The organism is Psychrobacter sp. ENNN9_III (assembly GCF_001462175.1).
In the GTDB taxonomy this organism is placed as follows: domain Bacteria; phylum Pseudomonadota; class Gammaproteobacteria; order Pseudomonadales; family Moraxellaceae; genus Psychrobacter.
This window is the reverse complement of record NZ_LNUO01000132.1, coordinates 1-5348: the sequence shown is the minus strand read 5'-3', so window position 1 is coordinate 5348 and position 5348 is coordinate 1. Positions and strand designations below refer to the sequence as shown.

Here is a 5348-nt window from a genome sequence, read left to right as displayed (position 1 = left end):
TAAATGGTTAATATCTTTTTTTGCTTCTTGCCATTGCTTTAACTGTTCAAAGTATGAATGGCTGGGCTTTTTTATGATTGATAGTTTTAAATGGTTAATATCTTTTTTTGCTTCTTGCCATTGCTTTAACTGTTTAAATATAGCTTCAAAGGTAATGTCGGCATATAGGTGTGTTGCTGTGTTGATAATTGCTCGTTGTTCAACGATAAGACACCTTTAGATATTAGCAAGATCGTCCAAGGCAACAGTTGATGCTCAAGCTTTTGTACACGTGTCTGCAAGTTATCAGCAGTATCTTTATGATTGATTTCTAGCAGTGCTTGAGTCAGAACAGCACCTGCATCAAGCTCAGCTGTGACCACATGAATACTACATCCATGCTGACGCTCACCTGCCTGTATGACGCGTTGATGCGTATCAAGTCCTTTATAGGCCGGCAATAAAGCAGGATGTAGATTAATCATTGGAGCTGGCATATCGTCGATAAATTTGGCACTTAGTACCCGCATAAAACCAGCTAAAACGATCAGGTCAGGTTGCCATGTCGCTAACTGGGCACTGGCGTGAGTTTCAAAGGTCTTGATCCCCATGCGTTTGCCGCTTGTGACGTGTGACAACACCGCTACTGGAATAGAGGCGTCTTTTGCCCGTGTGATGGCATAAGCATCCTCGCGATTACTAATGACACCGACGATCTCAATCGGTAACGAGCCTTCTTGCGTCGCGTCTATTAAGACTTGTAAATTGCTACCACTGCCTGACACTAAAACAGCCACGCGTAATGGCTTATGACTGCCTTTTTCGTTACTGTCTGTCATTAACGGTACACCACTGCGTCCGCACTGTTGTTAGAGCCACGCTCGACCATTTCACCTAATTGCCATGCTGTTTCGCCAGCATCATTTAGAGTCTTAATAGCGATATCAGCTTTGTCTTTTGGTACCACGATGACAAAACCAACCCCGCAATTAAAGGTGCGATACATCTCGCTTTGCTCGATATTACCTTGGGTTTGTAGCCACGTAAATAGTTCTGAGAACTGCCAGCTATTTGTGTCAATGCTAGCGGCCAAATTATCTGGTAATACCCGTGGTAGATTGTCTGTTAAGCCGCCACCAGTAATGTGTGACATTGCATGTAAAGCCGAGCTACCAAGCGTGTCTTGCAAAGCTTTAATGGCTTTTACGTAGATACGAGTCGGTGCCATTAGGGCATCTTGGATAGGCTGGCCATCTAGCTGCTCATTGCTGCTAGTGACATCAACACCGCTTACCTCAATGACTTTACGTACAAGAGAGTAGCCATTTGAGTGCGCGCCACTTGAAGCAAGTGCGATTAACACATCGCCCTCGCTGACATTTTCACCAGTGATGACTTCGCTTTCTTCGACTACGCCGACACAAAAACCTGCTAAGTCATAATCATCATCTTGATACATGCCTGGCATCTCAGCCGTTTCGCCACCGATAAGTGCGCAATTGGCAAGCTTGCAACCATCACCGATGCCAGTGACCACAGTTGCCGCTACATCGACATCCAGCTTACCAGTCGCATAATAATCTAAAAAGAATAACGGCTCTGCACCGCATACTAATAAATCATTAACACACATGGCGACCAAATCAATACCAATAGTGTCATGACGGTTTAATTGTAATGCCAATTTAAGCTTGGTACCGACACCATCAGTACCAGAGACCAGTAACGGAGAAGTATACCCTGTCGGAATACGACATAACGCGCCGAAACCGCCTAGACCACCCACAACTTCAGGGCGAGTAGTGGCTTTTGCTACGGATTTGATTCGTTGAACCAACGCATCGCCTGCATCAATATCAACGCCGGCATCTTTGTAGCTTAAAGAAGGCTTGTCACTCATAGTCATCTCACAATTGGGGATAGATAATTGGAATCAATAATTGAAGTCGTTCATCAAAATGAATAGTTGCAGTCAGTATTACAGAATCTGAATGTAGTGCGCGCATTATACCCAAAAATAGACCATACTCGCAAAGCAACTTGCCAATATTTAGCCAAGATTCGCTATAAGTCGCAAATAAAAAGCTAAGACACAAAAAATGACTGCTTTTTTACTGTACTTTGCGATAATAAGACGCCTAAGTAACTATAAAATTAACGTACTAATGATGGCTGCTAAAGTAAAGTTATTTAATAAATGACATACTAAGATGTTAGTAACGTTATCATTTTAAATCAGATTAATTGTAGGATTGTCCTTAATGATAAACCAACCGATAGATCCATTTTTTCGGCGCTTATTTATCGTCGTTGCTATTGTCATAACCCTATTTTTGTTGTATTTAATGATACCGGTCATTATACCGTTCGTAATTGCTTTTATATTGGCGTATTTATTAAATCCATTGGTCAAACGTTTATCGAAGTATGTTAGACGCTGGATAGCAATCATCATTGTCTATGCCATATTGACGTTAAGTATGATACTGGTACTTTGGTGGATTGTGCCAACATTGTGGCATCAACTACAAGCTGCTTGGGAGTATCTACCTAAGATTTTGAGTTGGTATGATGAGGTTGTGCGCGAATGGTTTAGTGCCAATACTCGCTATCGCCTACCAGAGTTGGAGGCAAAAGGGTTGTCTGAGACATTGATGGACTATATGCAAACGCATTATAGGTTTTCGGACGCCAGTAGTTGGATGAGTCAAATAATCGCCTCAAGTATGAATTTTATTAATAGTGCTGGACTTATCGTGCTAGTCCCCATTTTAACCTTTTACTTTTTGTTTAATTGGGACAAACGTTTGCTTAGCTGGAAAGTCGCTATTCCTACTGCTTATTGCAAGACAGTCATCGAGATTGCTCAAGAGTGTGATCGGGCGTTGATGGCTTTTATCAAAGGTCAGTTACTGGTCATGGTACTATTAGGAATCATTTATGCTGTACAATTACAATTGATTGGGCTTGAGCTTGGTATAATCATTGGTATGGGCGCAGGCATCGCAAGCTTTGTCCCTTATTTAGGCTTTGGGCTTGGTTTTATTGCTGCTATTATCGCTTGTCTATTCCAGTTTGGTTTAAATTGGACTTATCTGTCTTTGATAGTGGGGGCATTTTTGGTAGGTCAAGCGGCAGAAGGTTATATTTTACAGCCCTTGTTGTTAGGGGATAAGATTGGCTTATCACCGCTTTGGGTAATATTTGCAGTATTGGCAGGGGCAAGTCTATTAGGGTTCGTCGGTATGTTGATTGCCTTGCCTGTATCCGCTGTACTCAATGTATTGTTTCATCATTTATATGATTATTACCGTTCTACTGATCTTTATAAAGGACGTAAGCAGTTAAACTTATTCGAAAAAAGATAAGTCATATAATATTGCAGCTTATAGCCTACATTGATAGCGCTGGTCAGATGGTAGCTCCTAGGTGAGTGGTTAATGTAGGTTAGTGAGTAAAAGAGTTGTCAGTCATTTTATAAATATGTTATATATAGGCGCAGTATTGACTATAGCAGTTGCTTGTTCATTACTCTTAAAAGAGATGTTCGCTAATAAGACGTTAGTCAAAAGAGTCATAGTCAATAGCAGCAAATTCATGTTACACAGTATTTAAGCCAGTTAAAAGAAAGTCGATTATCATGTTGTGTTTTCTTTTTTTTGTGCGATGCAAAACGAGTTGATGATTCATGGCAGAAGCACAGCTAAGTCTTAATTTGGACATTAAACACGATGCAAGTCTTAGTGACTTTGCAGGTCCAGGTTGGATGTCGATTATTGATGCAGTACGGCAACTACATGTCGGCCTGATAGGACAGCTGTACTTATTTGGTAGCCCTGCTACTGGCAAATCCCACCTACTATCGGCTATTTGTGAGTCGTTTATCGAGATGGACAAGACAGCAATTTGTTTGTCGCTTAATGAGTTGATTCACACTGATGTCCATGTGCTGTCATCTTTAGAAAACTTTGATCTTATCGCTATTGATGATTTGGAAGTACTAGAACATAGCAGTCAATGGCAAGAAGCACTATTTCATTTGATAAACCGTAGCCGAGAAGGGCAGCGTCAGTTGCTATTCGCTGCTAATAGGCCAGCCAGTGAGCTGCCATTTCAGCTAACTGACTTATTGACACGTTTAGCGCAAGCGCCTACTTTTAAAGTACCTAATGGTCATGAGTTAGCAGATCGTCAAGCACTACTTCAATCTATCTTGCGTAGGCGAGGTTGGCAGTTCGATCAGCGTATCATTGACCATTTGCTTACCGAAGGTCCGCATCGTATCGGGGCGATGATGGAAGTGCTAAATTATATTCAGCCAATGTTCTCTAATCTTGGACGTAGCAATATATCAAAAGCAGTCATAAGTGATGCGCTACGTACTATTGATGAGCAAACGCTTGCTGCCGAGCTTGCTGATATCGCACAAGAAGCCCATGAAGACAGTGAAGCGGCAAATAATGACAATCATACAATACCTTTAGATTTTTAGATGTCAAAACTCACTAAAGAAAGCTTATTAAAGATAGATAGCTTAACGCTATAATTGCTAATTTTCTCACCAAACTTTTTATCGTGGATAGGATGTCTTATGAAAATCTCTGCCTCTTTGCTCAAAAAAATGACCATTAGTACACTATTCGTCAGCATAGGTTCGGTATCTATGCTCTCACATGCAGCAGTCACTCTAAACGTTGATGATCATATCAAAGTAACGGCTATCAACGGGCAGGAAGTCAAACAAAGTGCATTCCAACCCTTAACGAAGACGTTTACTCTGCAGCCAGGCCAGCATGCTATCACTGCTAAATACGATCGTTTATATAAATTACCTCGAGATCAGCATGACTATCTGCGTTCAGGCAACATCAGCATAACAGCAGAGTTGGCAGACAATCAGACATACCGTTTGGCCATGCCCAATCAGCCAGAAGACTATGAAGCAGCTAAAGAATATGCTGAACGTCCAACGCTAGCTATACTAAATAATGACACAGTGGTTGCAAGTCAACAAAGCCTTGGCGGTAATAAAGGTGGGTTACTTTCAGGTATAGGACAGGCTCTAGGCGGCGTATTCGGTGGTAGTAGCAATGCTGAGCTACAGAATCAGCGCGCTATCGCTGCAATAGAACAGCCAAGTACACCACAAGTAGCGACCACTCAGCCTAGAGTGAACACTGGTACGGTAAGCTCTACAACTACAACACAGTCTATAGATACCCTTGATAGCTTTATGCAGATCTGGCTTAATGCCACACCTGCTGAGCGCGAGAAAATGCGTCAGTGGATTCAAAAATAGAGCATGATTTCTGTAAAATAACAGTTTTCGTAAGATAAGCGATAAAAAAAGCACCTAATGATAGGTGCTT

5 protein-coding genes are annotated in these 5348 nt (G+C 41.6%); 3 read left to right on the top strand and 2 right to left on the bottom strand.

Annotation, left to right across the window (positions count from 1 at the left end; genetic code table 11):
- Positions 1 to 125 precede the first annotated feature (125 nt).
- Complete coding sequence (gene purN / locus PENNN9_RS08090) at positions 126 to 818, bottom strand: phosphoribosylglycinamide formyltransferase (protein ID WP_058369192.1); 693 nt, start codon at positions 816 to 818, stop codon at positions 126 to 128.
- The gene (purM, locus tag PENNN9_RS08085) at positions 818 to 1879 is read right to left on the bottom strand and encodes a phosphoribosylformylglycinamidine cyclo-ligase (protein WP_058369191.1); all 1062 of its coding nucleotides are present in this window, start codon (positions 1877 to 1879) and stop codon (positions 818 to 820) included. Before purM ends, purN begins: the two co-directional genes overlap by 1 nt.
- Positions 1880 to 2240: 361 nt before the next feature.
- Here purM and PENNN9_RS08080 point away from each other — a divergent pair, with 361 nt between their 5' ends.
- From PENNN9_RS08080 to PENNN9_RS08070, 3 genes are all read left to right on the top strand, one after another.
- On the top strand, positions 2241 to 3347 hold the full coding sequence (locus PENNN9_RS08080) for an AI-2E family transporter (protein WP_058369190.1): 1107 nt from the start codon (positions 2241 to 2243) through the stop codon (positions 3345 to 3347).
- A 320-nt stretch (positions 3348 to 3667) separates the two neighbouring features.
- Positions 3668 to 4471, top strand: coding sequence for a DnaA regulatory inactivator Hda (gene hda, locus PENNN9_RS08075; protein ID WP_058369189.1), 804 nt, complete (start codon positions 3668 to 3670; stop codon positions 4469 to 4471).
- A gap of 129 nt (positions 4472 to 4600) precedes the next feature.
- Positions 4601 to 5278: a DUF2057 family protein gene (locus tag PENNN9_RS08070; protein WP_413771741.1), complete on the top strand. Its 678-nt coding sequence runs from the start codon at positions 4601 to 4603 to the stop codon at positions 5276 to 5278.
- Positions 5279 to 5348 lie beyond the last annotated feature (70 nt).

What these genes read in the sequence shown, in the direction of transcription:
- PENNN9_RS08080 (WP_058369190.1), top strand. Translation starts at nt 2,241, where the DNA reads ATGATAAACCAACCGATAGATCCATTTTTTCGGCGCTTATTTATCGTC.
- purM (WP_058369191.1), bottom strand. Translation starts at nt 1,879, where the DNA reads ATGAGTGACAAGCCTTCTTTAAGCTACAAAGATGCCGGCGTTGATATT.
- purN (WP_058369192.1), bottom strand. Translation starts at nt 818, where the DNA reads ATGACAGACAGTAACGAAAAAGGCAGTCATAAGCCATTACGCGTGGCT.
- hda (WP_058369189.1), top strand. Translation starts at nt 3,668, where the DNA reads ATGGCAGAAGCACAGCTAAGTCTTAATTTGGACATTAAACACGATGCA.
- PENNN9_RS08070 (WP_413771741.1), top strand. Translation starts at nt 4,601, where the DNA reads ATGACCATTAGTACACTATTCGTCAGCATAGGTTCGGTATCTATGCTC.